The 19,961-nt window shown below is 73.3% G+C and carries 18 protein-coding genes, 1 tRNA gene and 1 pseudogene; 15 read left to right on the top strand and 5 right to left on the bottom strand.

The window, feature by feature from the left end:
• From ACFWNV_RS19305 to ACFWNV_RS19250, 12 genes and pseudogenes are all read left to right on the top strand, one after another.
• Positions 1-1,321: pseudogene (locus ACFWNV_RS19305) on the top strand (hypothetical protein); the annotation flags it as partial.
• Positions 1,318-2,286: an NADH-quinone oxidoreductase subunit H gene (locus ACFWNV_RS19300; RefSeq protein WP_383948139.1), complete on the top strand. Its 969-nt coding sequence runs from the start codon at positions 1,318-1,320 to the stop codon at positions 2,284-2,286. The pseudogene ACFWNV_RS19305 and the gene ACFWNV_RS19300, both read left to right, overlap by 4 nt.
• The gene (locus tag ACFWNV_RS19295; protein WP_383948136.1) at positions 2,287-2,901 is read left to right on the top strand and encodes a NuoI/complex I 23 kDa subunit family protein; all 615 of its coding nucleotides are present in this window, start codon (positions 2,287-2,289) and stop codon (positions 2,899-2,901) included. It abuts the gene before it with no gap.
• Positions 2,901-3,503: an NADH-quinone oxidoreductase subunit J gene (locus tag ACFWNV_RS19290; RefSeq protein ID WP_383948147.1), complete on the top strand. Its 603-nt coding sequence runs from the start codon at positions 2,901-2,903 to the stop codon at positions 3,501-3,503. Before ACFWNV_RS19295 ends, ACFWNV_RS19290 begins: the two co-directional genes overlap by 1 nt.
• Positions 3,503-3,883, top strand: a complete 381-nt coding sequence (gene nuoK, locus ACFWNV_RS19285) for an NADH-quinone oxidoreductase subunit NuoK (RefSeq protein ID WP_383948133.1) — start codon at positions 3,503-3,505, stop codon at positions 3,881-3,883. Before ACFWNV_RS19290 ends, nuoK begins: the two co-directional genes overlap by 1 nt.
• A complete protein-coding gene (locus ACFWNV_RS19280; RefSeq protein WP_383948131.1) occupies positions 3,880-5,931 on the top strand; it encodes an NADH-quinone oxidoreductase subunit L in 2,052 nt (683 codons plus the stop codon). Before nuoK ends, ACFWNV_RS19280 begins: the two co-directional genes overlap by 4 nt.
• Positions 5,932-5,969: 38 nt before the next feature.
• Positions 5,970-7,538 (top strand): NuoM family protein, encoded by a 1,569-nt coding sequence (locus ACFWNV_RS19275; protein ID WP_383948144.1) that lies wholly within the window; start codon positions 5,970-5,972, stop codon positions 7,536-7,538.
• Positions 7,535-9,145, top strand: a complete 1,611-nt coding sequence (locus tag ACFWNV_RS19270) for an NADH-quinone oxidoreductase subunit N (RefSeq protein ID WP_383948128.1) — start codon at positions 7,535-7,537, stop codon at positions 9,143-9,145. Before ACFWNV_RS19275 ends, ACFWNV_RS19270 begins: the two co-directional genes overlap by 4 nt.
• A gap of 322 nt (positions 9,146-9,467) precedes the next feature.
• Positions 9,468-10,331 (top strand): zinc metalloprotease HtpX, encoded by an 864-nt coding sequence (gene htpX / locus ACFWNV_RS19265; RefSeq protein ID WP_383948125.1) that lies wholly within the window; start codon positions 9,468-9,470, stop codon positions 10,329-10,331.
• Positions 10,328-10,720 (top strand): YccF domain-containing protein, encoded by a 393-nt coding sequence (locus tag ACFWNV_RS19260; protein WP_383948122.1) that lies wholly within the window; start codon positions 10,328-10,330, stop codon positions 10,718-10,720. The genes htpX and ACFWNV_RS19260 overlap by 4 nt, the downstream gene beginning before the upstream one ends.
• 200 nt (positions 10,721-10,920) lie before the next feature.
• On the top strand, positions 10,921-11,874 hold the full coding sequence (locus tag ACFWNV_RS19255; protein WP_383948119.1) for a glycosyltransferase family 2 protein: 954 nt from the start codon (positions 10,921-10,923) through the stop codon (positions 11,872-11,874).
• A gap of 75 nt (positions 11,875-11,949) precedes the next feature.
• A complete protein-coding gene (locus tag ACFWNV_RS19250) occupies positions 11,950-12,495 on the top strand; it encodes an SMI1/KNR4 family protein (protein ID WP_383948116.1) in 546 nt (181 codons plus the stop codon).
• On the opposite strand, the gene ACFWNV_RS19245 is transcribed toward ACFWNV_RS19250, so the two are convergent.
• The 3 genes from ACFWNV_RS19245 to ACFWNV_RS19235 form a co-directional block, all read right to left on the bottom strand.
• Positions 12,479-13,702 carry an APC family permease gene (locus ACFWNV_RS19245; protein ID WP_383948141.1) on the bottom strand — a complete coding sequence of 408 codons (1,224 nt, stop codon included), beginning with the start codon at positions 13,700-13,702 and terminating at the stop codon, positions 12,479-12,481. The genes ACFWNV_RS19250 and ACFWNV_RS19245 overlap by 17 nt on opposite strands.
• A gap of 42 nt (positions 13,703-13,744) precedes the next feature.
• Positions 13,745-15,172, bottom strand: a complete 1,428-nt coding sequence (locus ACFWNV_RS19240) for a SulP family inorganic anion transporter (RefSeq protein ID WP_383948113.1) — start codon at positions 15,170-15,172, stop codon at positions 13,745-13,747.
• 260 nt (positions 15,173-15,432) lie between these two features.
• Positions 15,433-15,921 (bottom strand): YajQ family cyclic di-GMP-binding protein, encoded by a 489-nt coding sequence (locus ACFWNV_RS19235; RefSeq protein ID WP_266905515.1) that lies wholly within the window; start codon positions 15,919-15,921, stop codon positions 15,433-15,435.
• Positions 15,922-16,119: 198 nt separating this feature from the next.
• On the opposite strand from ACFWNV_RS19235, the gene ACFWNV_RS19230 reads away from it, so the two are divergent.
• From ACFWNV_RS19230 to ACFWNV_RS19220, 3 genes are all read left to right on the top strand, one after another.
• Positions 16,120-16,201: transfer RNA gene (locus ACFWNV_RS19230), tRNA-Tyr, on the top strand.
• A gap of 254 nt (positions 16,202-16,455) precedes the next feature.
• Positions 16,456-16,785 (top strand): hypothetical protein, encoded by a 330-nt coding sequence (locus tag ACFWNV_RS19225; protein ID WP_383948109.1) that lies wholly within the window; start codon positions 16,456-16,458, stop codon positions 16,783-16,785.
• 85 nt (positions 16,786-16,870) lie between these two features.
• Positions 16,871-17,308 carry a DUF3574 domain-containing protein gene (locus tag ACFWNV_RS19220; RefSeq protein WP_383948106.1) on the top strand — a complete coding sequence of 146 codons (438 nt, stop codon included), beginning with the start codon at positions 16,871-16,873 and terminating at the stop codon, positions 17,306-17,308.
• A 73-nt stretch (positions 17,309-17,381) separates the two neighbouring features.
• Here ACFWNV_RS19220 and ACFWNV_RS19215 read toward each other — a convergent pair whose 3' ends face one another.
• Positions 17,382-18,038, bottom strand: a complete 657-nt coding sequence (locus ACFWNV_RS19215; protein WP_383948103.1) for an SDR family oxidoreductase — start codon at positions 18,036-18,038, stop codon at positions 17,382-17,384.
• Between the two features lie 54 nt (positions 18,039-18,092).
• Entirely contained in the window at positions 18,093-19,424 is a 1,332-nt protein-coding gene (locus ACFWNV_RS19210) for an amidohydrolase family protein (RefSeq protein WP_383948100.1), read from the bottom strand.
• Positions 19,425-19,961: the final 537 nt, after the last annotated feature.

Here is a 19,961-nt window from a genome sequence, read left to right as displayed (position 1 = left end):
GCGTGAGGCACGCCGGCTGCAGCGCCAGTCCAGCACGATCGGACTGCACGGCACGGTCGGCGGTCATGCGGCGGAAGCGGTGAAGGAGCACACCGCCATGTACCGGGCCATCCGGGAGGGCGACCCGGAGGCGGCGGCCGGCACGCCCGACGCGCAAGCCCCGGCACCCGGAACCGAAGCAGCCCCGGCCCGCCCGGTCCGCCGCACCCGCTCGGTGACGGACGGCTCCGCAAGCCAGGCGGAGCCCCCGGCCACGGACGCCACCCTGCCCGGAGCCCCTGCGGCCCCGACCGAGCCGGCCCCGGGCCGGCCGGTCCGCCGCACCCGCTCGGTGACGGACGGCTCCGCAAGCCAGACGGAGCCCCCGGCCACGGACGCCACCCCGCCCGTAGCCCCTGCGGCCCCGACCGAAGCAGCCCCGGCCCGCCCGGTCCGCCGCACCCGCTCGGTGACGGACGGCTCCGCAAGCCAGACGGAGGCCACCTCGGCCCCGGCAGCCACCCCGGCCCCGGCAGCCACCCCGGCCCCGGTCGAGGCCCCGGGTCCGGTGGAGGCCCCAGGTCCGGCGGCCACCGAGGCCCCGGCAGCCACCCCGGGTCCGTCCGAAGCCTCGGCGGCCCCGGCGGAAGCCCCGGTCCGCCCGGCGCGCCGCACCCGCTCGGTCGCGGACGGCTCCGCGAGCCAGGCCGCCGCAACTCCGGCCGAAGCCGAGGTTCCGCCCGCGGCGGAGTCGCAGGCCCCCGCCCGCCCGGTACGCGGCAGCGCGGACGCCCCTTGGCACAACCCGAAGCCCGCCTTCGACACCCCGGCACCGGAATCGTCTGCTCCGGCCACCCCGGTCACCCCGGTCACCCCGGCCGAACCGGCCACCCCGGTCACCCCGGCGGCACCGGTCACCCCGGCGGCACCGGCCGAACCGGCCACCCCGGCCGAACCGGTTGACCAAGCGGCCTCGGCCGCTCCGGCGAGCCCGGCGGCCCCGGCCCCTGCGGCGGCTCCGGCCACGGCCGAACCGGCGCCCCCGCCCGCTCCGGCGGACCAGACCGCTCCGGCCGACGGCCCGGCAGGCTCCGCCGAGCCCGAGCCCGAGCCCGAGCCCGAGCAGGAGCCCGAGCCCGAGCCCGGGTCCACGCCCGCTCCCAAGCCGGAGCCCTCCAAGCCGGAGCCCTCCGAGCCGGAGCCCTCCGAGCCGGAGCCCTCCGAGCCGGAGCCCTCCGAGCCGGAGCCCTCCGAGCCGGAGCCCTCCGAGCCGGAGCCCTCCAAGCCGGAGCCCTCCAAGCCGGAGTCCACCCCCAACGACCCCACCGGAGGCGCCGCGTGAACGACGTCCTCGACGTCGCCCTGCGGCTGATCGTCGTCTTCGCCGTCTTCCTCGTGCTCCCGCTCGTCGTCGGGCAGACCGAGCACAAGGTGATGGCCCACATGCAGGGCCGCCTCGGCCCCATGTACGCCGGTGGCTTCCACGGCTGGGCCCAGCTCGTCGCCGACGGAGTCAAGTTCGCGCAGAAGGAAGACATCGTCCCGGCCAACGCCGACCGCCGCGTCTTCCAGATCGCCCCCGCCGTCGCGCTCCTCCCGTACCTCCTGGTCCTCCTCGCCATCCCGATCGGCCCCGGCGAGGGCGCCGTCGGCCAGGTCATCGACGCCGGGCTCTTCTTCGCGCTCGCCGTCATGGGCATCGGAGTGCTCGGCTCGCTCATGGCCGGCTGGGCCTCCGCGAACAAGTTCTCCCTCCTCGGAGGCCTCCGCACCGCCGCCCAGCTGCTCGCCTACGAGCTCCCCATGCTGCTCGCGGCGGCCTCGGTCGCCATGGCAGCCGGAACGGTGTCGCTCCCCGGCATCGTCGGCGCCTTCGAGTGGTGGTGGCTGCCCTGGCAGATCGTCGGCGGGCTCGTCTTCTTCACCGCGGGCCTCGCCGAACTCCAGCGTCCCCCCTTCGACATGCCCGTCGCCGACTCCGAGATCATCTTCGGCGCGTACACCGAGTACACCGGCCTGCGCTTCGCGCTGTTCCTGCTCGCCGAGTACGCCGGCATCGTCGTCCTGTGCGCCCTCACCACCGTCCTGTTCCTCGGCGGCTGGCACGGCCCCTTCGGCGGCGACGGCTTCGGCTGGGCCTGGACCCTGCTCAAGATCGCCGCGCTCTCCTTCGTGGTGATCTGGCTCCGCGTGAGCTACCCCCGGCTCCGCGAGGACCAGCTGCAGAAGCTCGCCTGGACCGTACTCATCCCGCTCGCGCTCGCCCAGATCGCGCTCACCGGCATCGTGAAGGTGGCGATCCAGTAAATGCCCCCCATCCCCGGCTCCGGCCTCGCCAAGGGCCTGGCCGTCACGCTGCGCACGATGACGAAGCGCTCGCACACCGCCCAGTACCCCGAGGTGCAGCCCGAACTCCCGCCGCGCTCGCGCGGGGTCATCGGCCTGTTCGAGGAGAACTGCACGGTCTGCATGCTGTGCGCGCGCGAGTGCCCCGACTGGTGCATCTACATCGACTCCCACAAGGAGACGCTCCCGGCCGCCGCCCCCGGTGGCCGTGAGCGCAGCCGCAACGTCCTCGACCGCTTCGCCATCGACTTCTCCCTCTGCATGTACTGCGGCATCTGCATCGAGGTGTGCCCCTTCGACGCGCTGTTCTGGTCGCCGGAGTTCGAGTACGCGGAGACCGACATCCACGAACTGACCCACGAGCGCGACAAGCTGCGCGAGTGGATGTGGACCGTCCCGGCCCCGCCCGCCCTGGACCCGGCCGCCGAGGAGCCCAAGGAGATCGCGGCCGCCCGCAAGGCCGTGGAGAAGGCGGAGACCGCTGCCGCGGCAGCCGCCGCAGCCGCCGCAGCCGCCGAGGCGAACCCCGACACCCCGGCCCCGGACTCGGCCACGGCCCCGGAAGGAGACGCGTGATCACCGCAGCCGCCCAAGGCAACGGCTTCCTCTCCCCGACCGGCGTCGAGATCGCCTTCGTCCTCGTCGGCCTCGCCACCCTCGGCGCGGCCGCGATCACGGTCACCACCAAGCAGCTCGTGCACGCCGCCCTATGGCTGGTCGTCGCCCTCGGCGGGATCGCCGTCGAGTACCTGCTGCTGACCGCCGAGTTCATCGCCTGGGTCCAGGTACTGATCTACCTCGGTTCCGTGGTCGTCCTCCTCCTCTTCGGGCTGATGCTCACCAAGGCCCCCATCGGCCGCTCGCCGGACGCCGACTCGGGCAACCGCCCGGTCGCCCTCGGCGTCGCCCTCGTCGCGGCCGCCGCGCTCGTCTGGGTGGTCGTCGACGCCTTCCGCACCACCTGGATCGACCTCGACGGCCCCGCCCAGGGCTCCACCAAGGTCTCCGGAGAGATCCTCTTCCGGCACTGGGTGCTGCCGTTCGAGGCGCTCTCCGTCCTCCTCCTCGCGGCCCTGATCGGCGCCATCGTGCTGTCCCGCAAGGACACCCCCGACAGTGCGCCCTCCGACACCGCGCCGCCCGCCGCGACCGCCGCCGACAAGAAGGGGCAGCGCTGATGCACCTCGCCTACCCCGCCGTGCTGGCGGCGCTCCTCTTCTGCACGGGCCTGTACGGAGTGCTCGCCCGCCGCAACGCCATCCTGGTCCTGATGTCCGTCGAGCTGATGCTCAACGCCGTCAACCTCAACCTGGTGGCCTTCGACGTCTGGCTGCGCGACAGCCTGCACGCCGGACAGGCCCTCACCCTCTTCACCATCGCCATCGCCGCCGCCGAGATCGGCATCGGCCTCGCGATCGTGCTGATGGTCTACCGCAACCGGGGCACCGCGGACGTCGACCGACTGCGCGACACCGCCGAGGGCCACGAGACGGACGGCCCGAACCCGGCCGGCGTGCACCCGGACAGCGCGAACCCTGCGACCGGAGCCGCCGCGTGAGCACCCCGACCCTCGCCGTACTGGTCCCCCTCCTGCCCTTCCTGGGCGCGCTCGCGGGACTGCTGCTCGGCCGCACCGCCCCCGGCTTCGTCAAGCCGCTCGCCGTCCTGCCCACGCTGGCCGCCGCCGTCCTCGCGGTCCTGGTCGCCTTCCGCCAGGGCGGCGGCAAGGCGATCGACACGGCGACCGAGCTGACCCCGACCGGCTCGGTGCCCATCGAGCTCTCGCTCCACCTCGACGGGTTCGCCGTCATGGTGGCCGTCCTCGTCGGCCTCGTCGCCACCTGCGTGCAGATCTACTCGACGGCGTACCTGCGCGAGGACCCGCGCTACCCGTCCTACGCCGCTCTGGTCTCACTGTTCACCTCCGCCATGCTGCTCGTCGTCTACTCCGGCGACCTGATGGTGCTGCTGGTCGGCTGGGAGATCATGGGCATCTGCTCGTACTTCCTGGTCGGCCACTACTGGGAGACCGAGGCGGCCCGCTCCGCCTCCCTGAAGGCCTTCCTCGTCACCAAGCTGGGCGACGTCCCCTTCCTCATCGGCCTGTTCGCCCTCGCCACCGACGCCGGCTCCTTCCGGATCACCAAGATCCTGGGCACCGTCGCCGCGGGCGGGCTCGATCACCCGACGCTCATCGCGCTCCTGCTGCTGGCCGGAGTCGCGGGCAAGTCCGCGCAGTTCCCGCTGCACACCTGGCTTCCGGACGCCATGGCGGGCCCCACCCCGGTCTCCGCACTGATCCACGCGGCGACGATGGTCGCCGCCGGCGTCTACTTCGTGGCCCGCCTCCTCCCCGTCTTCGCGGCTTCCCGGGCCGCGCTGGTGGTCCTGGCCGTCATGGCGGCCGTCACGATGGTCGGCTCCGCCCTCGCCGCCCTGGCCCAGGACGACATCAAGCGGGTGCTCGCCTACTCCACGATCGGCCAGCTCGGCTACATGACCGGAGCCCTGGCCGTCGGCGACCGCGCCGCCGCCGTCTTCCACCTCCTGTCCCACGGCGCCTTCAAGGCGCTGCTGTTCCTCGGCGCCGGCGTGATCATCCACGCCGCGGGGACGAACTCCCTCTCCGCCATGTCCCGCATGGACGGCCTGGCCAAGCGCATCCCCGACGCCTTCTGGACGATGACGATCGCGCTGCTCGCGCTCGCCGCCTTCCCGCCCTTCGCCGGCTTCTTCTCCAAGGAAGCCGTCCTCGTCGCCGCCGAGCACACCGCCGGCGGCCACTCGGAGCTCGCCCCGAGCGCGGCCGGCTGGGTGGTCCTCGTCGCCGGCGTGCTGACCGCCCTGCTCACCGCCGCCTACGCCACCCGGCTGTGGCTGATGGCCTTCCGCGGCCGGGGCGCAGCCGCCCCCGACCACGGCAAGGAGCCCGTCGCCATGACCGGCGTGCTGTGGCTGCTGGCCGTCCCGTCCGTGGGCTTCGGCCTGCTGGCCGGGCCCCTCTCCGACTTCTTCGACGGCCGTGAGCTCACCCCGTCGCTGACGACCTCGGTCCTCGGCACCGGCGCCGCCGCCGTCGGCGCCGTCCTCACTTACGCCCTGTGGCAGCGCGCCCAGGCCCAGCTCCTGGCCCAGCCCCAGACCGCCCCGGCCGGAGCCACCGCCGAGGTACCCACCGCCGCGGTGCCGGCCACCGCCGCAGTGCCCGCGGCCGTCGCCGCCGCCGAGTCCGCCGCGGAGAGCCCCGAAGTCGCCGAGGTCACCCAGGACCACCCGGTCGTCTCCACGGCCCCCGCCGCCGACCCCGGCCGCGCGCTGCTCGGTCCGCTGCACCGGCACGCCGCCGTCGGCTTCCACCTCGACGCCGTCTACGACCGCCTGTTCATCCGCCCCGTCCGAGCCGCCGCAGCCCTCGTGCGCTTCCTCGACCGCGAGGTCGTGGACTCGTACGTCCGTGGCGCGGGACTCGGCCCCCGGCTGCTCGGCGGCCTCGTCCGCCGCGCCCAGACCGGCAACGTGCAGAGCTACCTGAGTGCCCTGCTCGCCGGCGCCGTGGTCCTGGCGATCGCCACCGCCGTCCTCGCCAACGTCAACGCCGGATCGTGAGCCGTGAGTCAGCCGTGATTGATATCAGCCCGTCCGTGATGCAGTTCCTTCTGGCGTTCGTCGTGGCCGGCCCGCTCGTCGGCGCCGTCGCCGCCCTCCTGCCGGCCCCGCCCGGACTGAAGGGCAAGAGCCCCGAACAGGCCGTGCTCCGCCACGGCGTGACCGTGACCGGTGCCATCCTCGCCGCGGCGATCGTCCTCGCCGTGGGCTTCGACCACGACGCCCCGTCCCGCTTCCAGGCGACGACGGACATCAGCTGGATCCAGGCCCTGAACGTCCGGATCCACCTCGGCATCGACGGCATCTCGCTCCCCCTCCTCCTGATGACCGCGCTGCTGTTCTTCCTCTGCGCGCTCTACAGCTACTTCAAGCTCCCCGCGGGCCCCTCCGCGAAGGCCTTCGTCGCCCTGCTCCTGGTCCTGGAGTCCGGCACCCTCGCCACCTTCGCCGTCCTCGACCTGCTGCTGTTCTTCCTCGCCTTCGAGATGGTCCTCATCCCGATGTACTTCCTCATCGCCCGCTGGGGCGGTGCTCAGCGGCAGGCAGCCGCCTGGAAGTTCATCCTCTACACCCTCCTCGGCTCCGTGGTCATGCTGCTCGGCCTGCTCCTGATCGGGCTGAACAGCGGCACCTTCGACATGGTGGCACTCGCCTCCGACAACGGCCGCGAACTGTCCCACACCACCCAGGTCCTGGCCGTTCTCGCCATCGGGATCGGGCTCGCCGTGAAGACCCCGATGTGGCCGCTGCACAGCTGGCTGCCGGACGCCCACACGGCCGCGCCCACCGTCGGTTCCGTCCTCCTCGCGGGCGTCCTGCTGAAGATGGGCACCTACGGGTTCGTCCGGATCCTGCTGCCCGCCACCCCCGACGGCATGGCCACCTTCGCCCCGTACCTGGGCGCCTTCGCCGCCGTCGGCATCGTCTACGGGTCCCTGGCCTGCCTCGCCCTCGCCCGCAAGGGCAACAAGGGCGACCTCAAGCGCCTCATCGCGTACTCCTCCGTCGGCCACATGGGCTTCGTCCTCCTCGGCATCGCGTCCATGACCCCCACCGGCGTGAACGGCGCGCTGTTCGCCAACGTCGCGCACGGTCTGATCACCGGCCTTCTCTTCTTTCTTGTCGGTTCGCTCAAAGACCGTTACAACACGGCCGATCTCGACACCCTCGCCGGAGCCACCGGAGCGGCCCTCTACGGCCGCGCCCCGCGCTTCGGAGCCCTCCTCGCCTTCGCCGCCATCGCCTCGCTCGGCCTCCCCGGCCTGGCCGGCTTCTGGGGCGAGATGCTGGCCCTCTTCGGCGCGTTCAACCCCGCCGAGGGCCTGTCGCGGCCCGCGTTCCTCACGTACATGGCCGCCGGCGCGTTCGGCACCCTGCTCACCGCCGCCTATCTTCTGATCGTCGTACGACGGGTGTGCATGGGCGACCCGAAGGCCGCGCGCGAAAGCGCCGCCGCCCCGGTGGTCCTCGCGGACATCCAGCGCTACGAGTACGCCGCCTGGAGCCCGCTCGTCGCCCTCACCCTCCTCGCCGGCCTGTGGCCCGCGGTCCTCCTCGGCCTCACCGACCCGGCCGTCCAGAAGCTCCTCGCGGGAGGGAACTCATGACGGTCCTTCAGCCCCTCGTCCAGCCCTTCGTGCAGCCGCTCGTCACCGTCGCGGCCGGCGCCGGCACGGACACCCCCAGCCTGGTCCAGTCCGTCGACTGGCTCGCCATCGCGCCGGTCGTCATCACCGCCGCCGTCGGCCTCCTCGTACTGGTCCTCGACCTGTTCGTACCGGAGCACCGCAAGCCGCTGCTCGGGTGGATCTCCGTGGCCGGACTGGCCGCCGCGACCGCCACCCTGCTGCCGCTGCGCGCCGGCGACCGCACCACCTTCTGCCTCACCGGACCCGGCACGTCGGACCCCGCCGCGTGCAGCTACGCGGCCGACCACTTCGCGCTCGTCGTCCAGTTCCTCGTCCTGGGCGGCGCCCTGGTCACCGCCCTGCTGTCGGTCACCGCCGTCCGCGAGGCGCGCATGCCGGCCGGCGAGTACTGGTTCCTGCTGCTCTCCTCCGCCGCCGGCGCTGCCCTGCTGCCCGCCTCCCGCGACCTCGCCACCCTGATCGTCGCCCTCGAAGTCGCCTCGCTGCCCGCCTTCGCCCTCGTCGGCATGCGCCGCGGCGACCGGCTCTCCTCCGAGGCCGCCCTCAAGTTCTTCCTGTCCTCGGTCACCGCCACCGCCGTCTCCCTGATGGGCGTCAGCTTCGTCTACGCCGCCACCGGCTCCCTGCACCTCACCCAGGTCGCCGACCGGCTCGGACACGTCCCCGGACAGCTCGACACCCTCGCCATGGCCGGCGTCGCGCTCACCCTGGTCGGCTTCGCCTTCAAGACGGCCGCCGTCCCCTTCCACTTCTGGGTCCCGGACACCTACGTCGGCGCCCCGCTGCCCGTCGCCGGATACCTGTCGGTCATCGGCAAGGCCGTCGGCTTCACCGGGCTGATCCTCGTCACGGTGATCGCCTTCCCGGCGTACTCCGACGTCTGGGGCCCGGCCCTCGCGGTCCTCGCCGCGCTCACCATGACCCTCGGCAACGCGGCGGCCCTGCGCCAGTCCGCCGACCGCCCGAACGGCGCCGTACGCCTCCTCGCCTGGTCCTCGGTCGGCCAGGCCGGCTACCTCCTGGTCCCGATCGCAGCTGCCGCCTACGCCGGCCGCGACCAGATCGGCTCCACCGTCGCCTACGCCCTCATGTACGCCGCCGTGAACCTCGGCGCCTTCTCCGTGGCCGCCCTGGTGGCCCGTACGAAGCCGCTGCACCGGCTCGCCGACTACCGGGGCCTGTACGCCGAGAACCCGCTCGCCGCCCTCGCGATGGCCTTCTTCCTGCTCTGCCTGGCCGGTCTGCCGCCCGGCATCATCGGGCTCTTCGCGAAGGTCACCGTCTTCCGCTCGGCGGTCGACGCGGGCCTGGGCTGGCTCGCCGTGGTCATGGCCGTCAACGTCGTCGTCGCCCTGTACTACTACCTGCGCTGGACCGCCCTGCTCTTCCGCACCCCCGAGGCGGACGCGGCTCAGGAGGGCGCGCAGGAGGGCGCGCAGCCCCGTACCCGGACCCCTTGGCCGGTCACGGTGGCCATCGTGCTCACCGCCGCCACCGCGCTGGTCCTCTCGGGCGCTCCGCAGCTCATCCTGCGGTTCGCGACGGGCAGCCTCTTCCCGCTGTAGGGGCCGCCGCAGAACCGCTGCCGGAGGCTGGTCGAAGCCCGGTCGGAGCCCGGTCGGAGCCCTCCCGGCGCCCGTCCGGAGCCGCCGCAGCCGCGCGCCCGTAACCCGTACGGCCTAACCCGCGGTGCGCCCGCCGCCGGCCTGCGACGCACCCGCCGCACCCCCGTCCCCCGGTCCGCCGGGGCGGCGGGGACGGGTGGGCCCGGGGAACCTGCCGCCCTCACCTCGCGTTGACCAGGAAGGGAGGGTCCACTGGACCGTAGGCCCTCCGATCCCCAGATCCTGGACGGGTCCCCCTGCCGCACCACTTGGAGGGCGCACCGTGCACCGCCGGCACAACGGGCTGAAGACCGCCGTACTCCTCGGTGGTCTGTCGGCCCTCATCATCCTCATCGGAAGCTTCTTCGGCCGGGGCGGCCTGATCGTCGCCGTCCTCGTGGCCCTCGGCACCAACGCGTACGCCTACTGGAACAGCGACAAGCTGGCCCTGCGCGCGATGCGGGCCCGCCCCGTCAGCGAGTTCGAGGCGCCCGAGCTCTACCGCATGGTGCGCGAGCTCTCCACGTCCGCGCGCCAGCCGATGCCCCGGCTCTACATCTCCCCGACCGAAGCCCCCAACGCCTTCGCCACCGGCCGCAACCCGCGCAACGCCGCCGTCTGCTGCACCGAGGGCATCCTGCGCATACTCGACGAGCGCGAACTGCGCGGGGTCATCGGCCACGAGCTCAGCCACGTCTACAACCGCGACATCCTCATCTCGTCCGTCGCGGGCGCCCTGGCCTCCGTGATCATGTTCCTGGTCAACTTCGCCTGGCTGATCCCCATCGGCCGCTCCAACGACGACGAGGGACCGGGCCTCTTCGGCATGCTGCTGATCATGATCCTGGGCCCGCTCGCGGCCTCCGTGATCCAGCTCGCCATCAGCCGCTCGCGCGAGTACGAGGCGGACGCCTCCGGGGCCCAGCTCACCGGGGACCCGCTCGCCCTCGCCAGCGCCCTGCGCAAGCTGGACGCCGGCACCAAGCAGCTCCCGCTGCCGGCCGAGCCGAGGATCGAGACGGCGAGCCACATGATGATCGCCAATCCCTTCCGTCCCGGCGAAGGATTGTCCAAAATGTTTTCCACACACCCCCCGATGGCCGAGCGCATCGCCCGGCTCGAACAGATGGCAGGACGCAGCCAGTGAAGACCATCCTGAACCTCATTTGGCTCGTCCTCAGCGGAGTCTGGCTCTTCCTGGGCTACTGCCTGGCGGGTGTGATCCTCTGCATCACCATCATCGGAATCCCCTTCGGCATAGCCTCGTTCCGCATCGCCGTGTACGCCCTGTGGCCCTTCGGGTACACGGCCGTCGAGCGGCGTGACGCGGGCGCCGCGTCCTGCATCGGGAACGTGCTGTGGCTGGTGCTCGCCGGCTGGTGGCTGGCCCTCGGCCACATCGTCACCGGCATCGCCCTGTGCATCACGATCATCGGCATCCCGTTCGGCATCGCCAACTTCAAGATGGTCCCGCTCTCCCTGCTCCCGCTGGGCCGTGAGATCGTCCCCACGGACGCCCCGTTCGCCTCGCGCTGAGCCGCGCCGGGCCCGGAGCCGGTTCATCCACTCGTATTAAAGTTCCGGGTTGCGGAGAGTGACGCGGACGAGCGGCACGCACGACGGGCAGGGAAGAACCGATGTCGACTGAGCCCCCTGAGTCCTCTGAGCCTTCTGGGCCTTGCGAGTTCCCCGAGCCCTCCGAGCCCGCTCAGCCCTCCGAGCCGGCTGAGCCCTTCATGACCCTCTCGGTGGTCGTGCCGATGTACAACGAGGAGGACGCGCTGCCGGCCCTGGTCGGCAGGCTGCGCCCGGCACTCGACGCCATGGCCGTCCGCTACGAGGTCGTCGCCGTCGACGACGGCAGCAAGGACCGCACCGCGGAACTGCTCACCGAGTTCCAGGCCAAGTGGCCCGAACTGCGGATCGTGCGGCTGCGCGGCAACTCCGGCCACCAGGCCGCCCTCACCGCGGGCCTGCACAGCGCCTCGGGCGCGTACGTGGCCAGCATCGACGCGGACCTCCAGGACCCGCCCGAGAAGATCCCCGAGATGCTCGACCTGGCCCGCGCGGACGGCCTCGACATCGTCTACGGGGTCCGGGCCGACCGGAGCACCGACACCGGGTTCAAACGGCACACGGCCGGCGCGTACTACTGGCTGGTGCGCCGCCTGGTCGGCAAGCAGGTGCCCGCGCAGGCGGGCGACTTCCGGCTGCTGAGCCGCGCCGCGGTCGACGCGGTCAAGGCCATGCCCGACCAGCACCAGGTGTACCGCCTCCTCGTGCCGTGGCTCGGCTTCCCCAGCGGCCAGGTCACCTACCAGCGCGAGGAGCGGGTCGCGGGGGAGACCAAGTACCCGCTGAGCAAGATGCTGCGCCTCGGCGTCGACAGCGTCATCAACTTCTCCGCCGCTCCGCTGCGGCTGGCGACCTGGCTCGGCGTGGCCAGCTTCTTCGGCTGCCTGCTGATGGTGGGCGCCACCCTGGCGATCTACCTGAAGGGCCATACCGTCCCCGGCTGGACCTCGCTGTTCATCGTGATGCTGTTCCTCGGCGGCGTGCAGCTGATCTGCGTCGGCCTGCTCGGCGAGTACATCGGCCGCATCTACACGGCGGTGCAGCGCCGGCCCACCTTCTTCGTCGGCTACGACTCCCACGCCCCGGCGCGGAACACGGAGCACCGGGCGGACTGAGGCCGATCCTCCCTCATGCGATCGCTGAAATCGCAGGTCAGGGCGATTGTCAGTGGGGGGTGTCACTCTGTGTGCATGGATGAGACCGAGCAGTTGCTGAAGCAAGTCGCAGGCCGCGCGCACGGCCCCCACCAGGGGCGGCGGGCGGCCACCGGCACCCCGACCGCGCCCCTTCCGGCGCCCCTGCCCACCGCGGAACTGCACCGGGCCGAGGCCGTACTCGGCTTCGCCCTGCCCCCGCTCCTCGCGGCCCTCCACACCCGCGTGGCGGACGGCGGTTTCGGCCCCGAGCACGGGCTGCTGCCCCTGGAGCGCGCCGTCGCCGAATACACCGCGATGCGCGCGTCGGCCTGGCGCCGGCCCGAGGGCGTCCTGTCCATAGCCGACCTCGGCTGCGACCTGCGCGCCTGCGTGGACTGCCGCTCGGAAACCGCCCAAGTCCTGCTGTTCGAACCGAACTCGGGCGAGCCCGGCCTCGTCTGGTCCCTCGAATCACCCACCCTCGCCGACTGGCTCCGCGGCTGGCTCGACGGCAGCGCCTGGTTCAGCGGGGAATCGGGCGCGGGGGAGGACTGGGACCTGGAACTGACCCCCTGGGCGGACTTCAGAACCCGGGTGTGAACCGCCGGCGCACACCGTAGGCCAGCGCGCCCAGCGCCAGAACCGAGGCCCCCGTCACCGTCGACGCGACGGGCAGCGCACAGGCCAGCACCACGCAGCCGGACAGCCCCACCGCTGCCACGGCCCGGTCCTTGACACCTGAATCGAGAGTCCACGCGGAGGCGTTCGCGATCGCGTAATAGGCGAGCACGCCGAAGGAGGAGAAGCCGATCGCTCCCCGCAGATCGGTGGTGGCCGCGAGCACCGCCACCACCGCGCCCACCGCCAGCTCGGCATGGTGCGGCACCTGATGCCGGGGATGTACGGCGGCCAGCGCGCGCGGCAGATGGCCGTCCCGCGCCATCGCCAGGGTGGTCCGCGACACCCCGAGTACGAGCGCCAGCAGCGAGCCCAGCGCTGCCAGAGCCGCACCCACCCGGACGACGGGAGTCAGTCCGGGCCACCCGGCCGCGCGCACGGCGTCGGCCAGCGGGGCCGCCGACCGCCCCAGACCATCGGCGCCGAGCACCGACAACGCCGCCACCGAGACCGCGGCGTAGACGAGCAGGGCGATCCCCAGGGCGAGCGGCACCGCCCGCGGGATCGTGCGCTCCGGGTCACGCACCTCCTCGCCCAGCGTGGTGATCCGGGCATACCCCGCGAAGGCGAAGAACAGCAGCCCGGCGCCCTGGAGCAGCCCGGCCGCGGCCCAGTCCGGGCCGCCGAGACGCCCGGCGTCGGCCGCGCCGGAGGACAGGCACGCCACCGCGACCCCGGCCAGGACGGCCAGGACCACCGCCACGATCACCCGGGCGATCCGGGCGGACTTCTGCACGCCCCCGTAGCTCGCGGCGGTCAGTGCCACCACCGCCGCCACGGCCACGGCGTGCTGCTGCCCGGGCCAGACGTAGGCCCCGACCGTGAGGGCCATCGCCGCGCAGGAGGCCGTCTTGCCGACGACGAAGCCCCAGCCGGCCAGGAAACCCCAGAAGGGCCCGAGCCGTTCGCGCCCGTACACGTAGGTGCCGCCAGAGGAGGGGTAGCGGGCGGCCAGCCGCGCCGAGGAGTGCGCGTTGCAGTACGCCACCAGGGCCGCGAGCGCGAGCGCCGCCAGGAGCGCCCCGCCGGCCGCGCGCGCCGCCGGGGCCAGTGCGGCGAAGATCCCGGCGCCGATCATCGCGCCGAGCCCGACGACGACGGCGTCGAAGACGCCCAGGGTGCGCTTCATGTGCACAGAGTTCACGGCGGTCACGGGCGGAGGGTATCCGGGCTAGATGACGCCTTCCCGGCCGGGGATCCGTGTGCGGCTGCGCTCCCAGCCGTCCAGCGCGGTCAGGCAGGCGTGGTCGAGATGGCGCAGCCCGCTCAGGTCGAGGTGGACCACGCCGCCGCGGGGCAGCGCGTCCAGTTCGTCGAGCAGTTTGGGCAGCCGCAGGAAGCTGGCGTTCCCCAGGATCCGCACGCGCAGTTCGTCGCCCTCCCAGACCGGCTCGATGTGCACGTGGGAGGTCTCCCAGGCCGCCTTGGCGACGGCGAGCCCCAGCCCGGCGAGCACGCCCTCGAAGAGGTTCGTCGCCACGATCGCCGCGGCCGTCGCCACCAGGACGACCGCCTCGCCCCGGTGCGAGCGCCACAGGGCGGCCACCGCCCGCACCGGCAGCAGCTTCCACCCGGCGTGCAGCAGCACCCCGGCCAGCGCGGCGAGCGGAACGGACTCCAGCAGCCCCGGAACGGCCACGGCGAACAGCAGCAGCCAGCCGCCGTGCAGGATCCGGGAGGCCCGAGTGCGGGCGCCGGCCTCGACGTTGGCGGCGCTGCGGACGATGACGGCGGTCATCGGCAGGGCTCCGAGCAGTCCGCAGAGGGTGTTCCCGACGCCCTGGGCGACCAGTTCGCGGTCGTAGTCGGTCCGGTCCCCGTCGTGCATGCGGTCCACGGCCGCCGCACTGAACAGCGTCTCGGCGGAGGCGATCAGAGCGAGCGCCACCACCGTCCCGACGGCCCCGACGGAGGCGAGCACCCCGAAGTCGGCCCAGCCGGGCGGGGTCACGGCCGACAGGACGCCCGTGACCCGGACCCGCTCCACGGGCAGCCGCAGCAGCACGGCCACGGTGGTCGCGGCCGCGACCCCGACGAGCGCCCCCGGTACGAGCCGCAGCCGGTCGGGCAGCCGCCGCCAGGCCACCATGACCGCGACGGTCCCGGCCCCGAGCGCCACGGCGGTCCAGTCGGCGCGCCCGCCGAGCGCCAGTGCCCCGGCCAGCTTCTCCAGGGTGCGCGCCGGGGCCTGCGCACCGGCCAGGGCGTACAGCTGACCGGCGATCAGCACGAGCCCGATGCCGGCCAGCATCCCGTGCACGACGGCCACGGAGATCGCCCGGAACCACCGCCCGAGCCGCAGCACGCCCATGCCCAGCTGCACCAGGCCGGCGGCCAGGACGAGTACGCCGAGCGCGGGCAGCCCGTACGTCCGCACGGCCTCGTAGACGAGCACGGTGAGCCCGGCGGCCGGGCCGCTCACCTGGAGCGAGCTGCCCCGGAACCAGCCGGTGACCAGCCCGCCCACCACCCCGGTGAGGATCCCGAGTTCGGCCGGCACCCCGGAGGCGACGGCCACTCCGACGCAGAGCGGTAGCGCGACCAGGGCGACCACCACGGACGCCCCGAAGTCTTCACGAAACGTGCCGGCCCCAGGCATGCGGGAACCCCCTGTCGAGGCGGTGACGGACACCCCTCACCCTGGTGGGCGCACTACCGCCCGCCCAAGTGCACACGGAGGGCGGCACGGGCGCGTACGCCGCTCACGCCCGGCACACACCCACCGAGCGCCGGTCCCGCGACACCGCACCCGCGGCCGGTGCTTTCCCTCCCACCGCCCCGCCGCAACGACCGCGGCCCGGCGGTCCTCGAAGGGCCGCCGGGCCGGCGTGCGGGCTGAACCGAGGCCGAAGCCGGTGATCAGCGGTAGTTCACGTACTGGATCGCGAAGTCCAGGTCCTTGCCCTTGAGGAGGGCCTGGACTTCCTGGAGGTCGTCGCGGCTCTTGGAGCTGACGCGCAGCTCCTCACCCTGGACCTGGGCCTTGACGCCCTTGGGGCCCTCATCGCGGATGATCTTCGCGACCTTCTTGGCGTTCTCCTGGGAGATGCCCTCTTCGATCGTGGCGAAGATCTTGTACTCCTTGCCGGACAGCTGCGGCTCACCGGCGTCGAGCGCCTTGAGGGAGATCCCGCGCTTGACCAGCTTGGTCTCGAAGACGTCCAGGACGGCCTTGACGCGCTCCTCGGAGTTCGCCTCCATCAGGATCTTCTCGCCGGACCAGGCGATCGTGGCGCCCGTGCCCTTGAAGTCGTAGCGCTGCGAGAGCTCCTTGGCGGACTGGTTGAGGGCGTTGTCGACCTCCTGCCGCTCGACCTTCGAGACGATGTCGAAACTGGAGTCGGCCATGTGCTGTGGCTCCTTGAAGTCGGTAGTGAAGGCCCCGAAGGGCGCGGCCGGACATCCCCGGACCGCTCCGCAAAGCCTAGCCACCGCGCCCACGTGCGGCGCTGATCAATCCGGTGGCGAAGCACCCCCGGTCATCAGGTATCGTTTACGTCGTTGCCACGGAGCGCCGCCGCAAGGCGGAAAGACGGCAGCGATCATGGCGGTGTGCCCGAGTGGCCAAAGGGAGCAGACTGTAAATCTGCCGGCTCAGCCTACCCAGGTTCGAACCCTGGCGCCGCCACGCGAGTGAAACCCTCGCTCATTGCAGAGATGCGATGAGCGGGGGTTTTCTCGTACATCCGGAACCGGAACGCCCCATGGAAAACCACTGGGCGGCGAAGCGGACCGGGGTGCATGCTGTCCGCATGATCAGAATCAGCGGCCGAAAGGGCCATGGCGCGTAAGGCGCCCTCGCAGGTCCGGTCGGACCTGCCACGCCGGACGTCCCGAGAGGACGACCGAGCCGTCGTTGCGGGCGTCTCCTCCCGCACTCTTGTGGAGATCGCCCGCGTCGAACGCCACCGGTACGAACCGGGCGCCGCCTACCGGGCACTGTCCGCCTGGCGCGCGACGGTGTACGGGCGGGGCCCGTCGTGGATCCTCTACCCGGACTGGGGCGACGACTACCCCTGCTGCCAACCCGTCTGGGGCGGCGATCACCGGGAGACCCTGGAGGTCTTCTGCCTCTCCCTGCCCCGTCGCGCCGTGCGGGAGCTGCGGGCCGTGCTCGCTCCGCTCGACGCGCGGTTCCTCGCCCGGACGCTCCCCGATCCGTACGCCCCGCCGGGTGATCCGTGGTGGCGGCGCCGATTGGAGACGGCGTGAGGGGTCGTGGAGCAGGGGCGCGGGCGGGGGTGGGCCATCGGGCGGATCGGGCGTACCGATGGAGGGATCCGGTCGTTCATCCGACGTGAAATGGACTTCTGACGCGCGCGGAAAGGTCGGCGGCGGGGTGCTCATCGCCCTGCTCGGAGCGGGGATCCCGGCTCTGGTCGGAGCGGCGCTGAACGGCGACGTGGGTGACCCCTACCAGGAGACCCGGCTCTACTTCGGCACCGAGCGGCCGGACGGCCGTCCGGCGGTCGGGGAGCGGGAGTTCACGGGGTTCCTCGAGCGGGAGATCACCCCCGCCTTCCCCGAGGGGCTGACCCTCCACGACGGCCGCGGCCAGTGGCAGCGGGACGGGAAGATCATCCGCGAGGTCTCGTACGAGGTGGTGCTGCTGTACCCGGAGAAGGAGGCCGACGAGCGCGGTGCGCGCATCGAGCGGATCCGGGACGCGTACGAGCGGCGGTTCCAGCAGGATTCGGTCGGCCGGTCCGACGACCGCCTGACGGCCGACTTCTGACGGACGCTCCGCCGGTCGCTCGTTCACGACCGGCGGAGCCGGCCGTCCGGGGACCCGGACGGCCGGGGCGGGGCTAGTTGCCCGCCACGTCCTTGACCGCGACCGGGACCGGGGTCGCGCCCCCGATCAGTTCCAGGGTGAGGCCCGCGGTCGCGGGCGTATCGATCAGCTCGGCGAGGACCGCCGCCACGTCGTCGCGGGTGACCGGCCCGCGGCCCGTCCGCGCCTCCAGACGGACCAGGCCCGTCCCCGCGTCGTCGATCAGCGAGCCCGGGCGCAGGATCGTCCACTCCAGCCCCAGCCGGGTGCGGACGTGCTCGTCGGCCTCGCCCTTGGCGCGGAGGTAGGCGTCGAAGATCTCGTCGCCCTCACGGCGGGTGTCCGCGCCCATGGAGGAGACCATCAGGAAGCGGCGTACCCGGGCCCGTTCGGCGGCGTCCGCGAACAGCACCGCCGCGCCCCGGTCCACCGTGTCCTTGCGCCCGGCCCCGCTGCCGGGACCCGCGCCCGCCGCGAACACCGCGGCGTCCGCACCCTGCAGGATGCCCGCCACGTGCTCGACCGACGCCGATTCCAGGTCGCACAGCACCGGTTCGGCGCCCGCCTCCCTGAGGTCGTCGCCCTGTGCCGGATCGCGGATGATGCCCGCGACCTCGTACCCGCGCGCGGCGAGCAGGCGCTCCAGCCGCAGCGCGATCTGACCGTGTCCACCCGCGATGACGATGCGCATGCCACGACGGTACGACGAGCCGGGCGCGCGCGCCCGGGAACTCGGGGTGAACGCTCAGGGGCCCGGCTCCATACGGCCCTGCCGGGGCAGGTCCAGGGCCACCGCGACGGCCGAGTCGCAGTACTCCCGTACGGCACTCGTCCGGGCTACCACCCGACCGCGGTGGATCACGATGCGGCTGTACGCGAGGGACAGCACGCTCGCGATCCGGTCCCCGCGGACGGCGAGCAGCTCCGCCGGGAACCCGGCCTCGACCCGTACCTCCGGCAGGCCCATCGCCTCGCGGGCGGCGCCGGCGACCGAGTGGTAGGCCTCGGTGGGGCGCAGCCCGCCCTGGGAGGCCAGGAGGTACGCGGCTTCGAGCGGGTCCCCGCGCCCCACCGGGTTGCCCGCGTCGCGCAGCGCCCCGCTGCCCGCCGCGACGCGCACCCCGGCGGCGCGCAGCAGCCGTACGGGGGCGGTGCGCAGGCCGCGCCGTTCCAGGGCCGCGCAGTCGCCCTGGGGGAGGCAGGTCACCCGTACGCCGGCGGCCGCCAGCCGGTCCGCGGCCCGGGTGGCCACGTCCAGCGGGAGCCGGGACAAGCCGCCGCAGGGCCCGATGGAGACCCCCGGGCGGAGCCCCCCGGCCATGGCCGCGAGCCGGGACAGGCGGGCCGGGTCGTCGCCGTCGGTGTGCAGGTCTACGGGGCAGCCGTGCTCGGAGGCGAGCTCCAGTACGGCTTCGAGGAAGCCGGTGGGGTCGGGGTCGAGGTCGGGGCAGCCGCCGATGACGGAGGCGCCCATCTTCACGGCGTCCCGCAGCATGGCGAGCCCGTCGGCCCCGGCCACCCCGGTCAGCAGGCGCGGAACGGCGACGGCCGTGAGATCGGTGAGCCCGCGCAGGGAGCGGCGGGCCTGGAGCACGGCCTCCAGGGGACCGAGACCGTGTACGTCGCCGATGCGCACGTGGGACCGGACGGCGGTGGCGCCGTGCCCGAGCTGGAGCAGGGCCGCCTCGGTGGCGCGGCGCTGCACCTCGTCGGGGGAGTAGGAGACGGGCCCTTCGCTGTCCGCGGTCAGGGCGGTGTCCCCGTGGGAGTGGGGCTCGGCGGGCGCGGGGAGCAGCAGGTAGCCGGTGAGGTCGACGCGGGCACCCGCGGTGGCGGGCAGGCTGCCGGCCTCACCGACGGCCTGGATCCGGCCGCCGCCGAGGCGGACGTCGACGGTGCGGCCGTCGGTGAGGCGGGCGCCGGCGAGGAGCAGGGTGGTGGACTCGGGGGCGGCGGGGCCGCCCGGGCTCCCCGGAGTGCCCTCGGGGCCGCGCCCCTGTCCCTGGCCCTGCCCCTGGCCGCTGCCGGGGCGGTTGCGCGGGGAGTGGGACGGCTGCTGCGGCGGGCTGTCGGACATCGCGCTCCTGCGGTGGCTCGGGCGGTTCCTGGGGCCGTGGCCGCGGCCCGCGGCCCAAGATCACGCAGCGTGCTCAGAGCCTAGGGGCCAGGGCTCCCCGCTTCGCGGAAGAGGGCAATAGTCGTACCGGTGCGTCTGGGTGGACCCCGGCCCCGACCACACCCCCGGACCCCGGCCCGGCTCCGGGTTCGGCCCCTGGCCCGGCTCCGGGTCTGGCCCCTGGTCCCGCCTTCGGGTCTGGCCCCTGGCCCGGCTCCGGGTCTGGCCTCTGGTCCCGCCTTCGGGTCTGGCCCCTGGCCCGGCTCCGGGTCTGGCCTCTGGTCCCGCCTTCGGGTCTGGCCCCTGGTCCCGCCTTCGGGTCTGGCCCCTGGCCCGGCTCCGGGTCCGGCCTCCGGTCCACCTCCGGGTCTCGAGATGGGAGCCCGGGCGGGCCCCAGACGGGGGCCGGAGACGAGACGCGGAGACCGGACCCAGGCCGGACCGCAGACGGGACCCGGAACCAGGCCGGGTTCCGGGCGGGACCGGAGACGGGCCGAA

The organism is Streptomyces sp. NPDC058401, assembly GCF_042722885.1.
In the GTDB taxonomy this organism is placed as follows: domain Bacteria; phylum Actinomycetota; class Actinomycetes; order Streptomycetales; family Streptomycetaceae; genus Streptomyces.
This window is presented reverse-complemented; position numbering and strand designations above follow the sequence as displayed.